This window comes from Candidatus Tumulicola sp. (assembly GCA_036490475.1).
Classification (GTDB): Bacteria; Vulcanimicrobiota; Vulcanimicrobiia; order Vulcanimicrobiales; family Vulcanimicrobiaceae; genus Tumulicola.
This window is the reverse complement of record DASXDT010000003.1, coordinates 1-1,538: the sequence shown is the minus strand read 5'-3', so window position 1 is coordinate 1,538 and position 1,538 is coordinate 1. Positions and strand designations below refer to the sequence as shown.

General features: G+C 64.0%; 1 protein-coding gene. It reads right to left on the bottom strand.

The annotated features are described in order from the left end of the window. A partial coding sequence (locus tag VGF98_02835; GenBank protein HEY1680561.1) for a copper amine oxidase N-terminal domain-containing protein occupies window positions 1-1,538 on the bottom strand: 1,538 nt, incomplete at both ends.

The window sequence follows — 1,538 nt, the reverse complement described above, 5'->3', positions numbered from 1 at the left end:
ATCGTCTCGTTCTCGTCGGGCAAGCGAATCGTCAGCGTGATCGGATTCGGCGCGGCGCGACGCACCGTGAAGGACCACGACCGATCGAACTGAGAACCGGATCGCCCGCGTCCCGTTACGCGAACGGTGTGCGAACCGAATTCGAGCGGCGCCGGCGGCTTGTACGAAAACCGGTCGGGCGAAACGCCGCTTCGCGAGGTGATGTCGTTTCCGTCCAAAGCCACGCGAACGCTCGCGCCGTCAACTTGCGGTGCGAACCTTGCCGAGATCTCAACGAAACGATTTTCAGTCGTGGCCTCCGGCTGGGGGCGCTGATCGCGCAGTTGAACGGGGTTCTCCGGAGTACGGACCGTCGTGAAAGACCAAGAACGATCGAACGTCGAGCCTCCCTCGCCGCGTCCGTTGACGCGCACGGTATGCGTGCCAAACTCCAGCGGCGCCGGAGGCTTATAGGAGAAGCCGCCCGTCCATACGCCGGCACGAGACGTGATTTCGTTTCCGTCCAGCCGGACGTGCACGCTAGCCGCTTGGGCGCGCGGCGTGAAGGTCGCGGCAATTTCCGGGGAGCTATTTTCGATATTCGAACCAGGTGAAGGCCGTTGCTCGCGCAGCTGTACCGGATTCTCCGCCGTGCGGGTCGTCGTGAACGACCACGAACGATCGAACGATACGCCACCTACGCGGTTGGTTACACGAACCGTGTGCGTCCCGAACTCGAGCGGCGCCAGCGGCTTATAGCTGAAGCCGCCACCCCACACGCCGCTGCGCGACGTGATGTCGCTATTGTCCAGAAAAACCCGCACGAGCACAGAGTTAAGCACCGGTATGAACCTGGCGGAGATTTGCGCAAAGCGATCGTCGACGATTGCGTTCGGCGAGGGTTTTTGATCCCGCAGTCCGATCGGGTTGACTGGCGGCGGGGCGGGCCGGGACGTCGCGAAGGACCACGAGTGCGTGAAGCGCATCCCTTCGCGATCGACGCCGTCGACCCGCACGGTGTGTGTTCCGAACTCGAGCGCGGCGGGAGGCGCGTAGGAAAAACCGCTCGGCGTCACATCGCTGTGCGACGTGATGTCGCGGCCGTCGATCTCGACCCGCACGCTTTCGGCATCGACGGGGTGAGAGAACCGTGCGCCAATCCGCGTGAAGCGATTGCCGATGGATACGCCGGACGCAGGTTGGCGGTCTCGCAGATAAACGCCACGTTCGGGCGGAGCGTTGGGCGGCAACGGCGGTTGCGGCGGCGGCCGCGTCCCGGGTACGCTAATTGCTACGAGCCGGGCCGCGCCGTTGTAATCGACGACGGCTCCGAGCGATTGCGCGATGAACCGCAACGGCACGTACGTCGTTGCCCCGACGATGAACGGCGCGACATCGAGGATCTGCGGTTGACCGTTCACCATCGCTTGGCGCGAGCCGATGCTCAGCGAAACGTTGGTGCTGCCCTTCGTCGAGTTGATCTCACGATTCTGGTACACCACGCTGGCCCCGAGCCGTTCGAAGATCCCGCGCAACGGAACGAAGACGCGTCCCGTTCG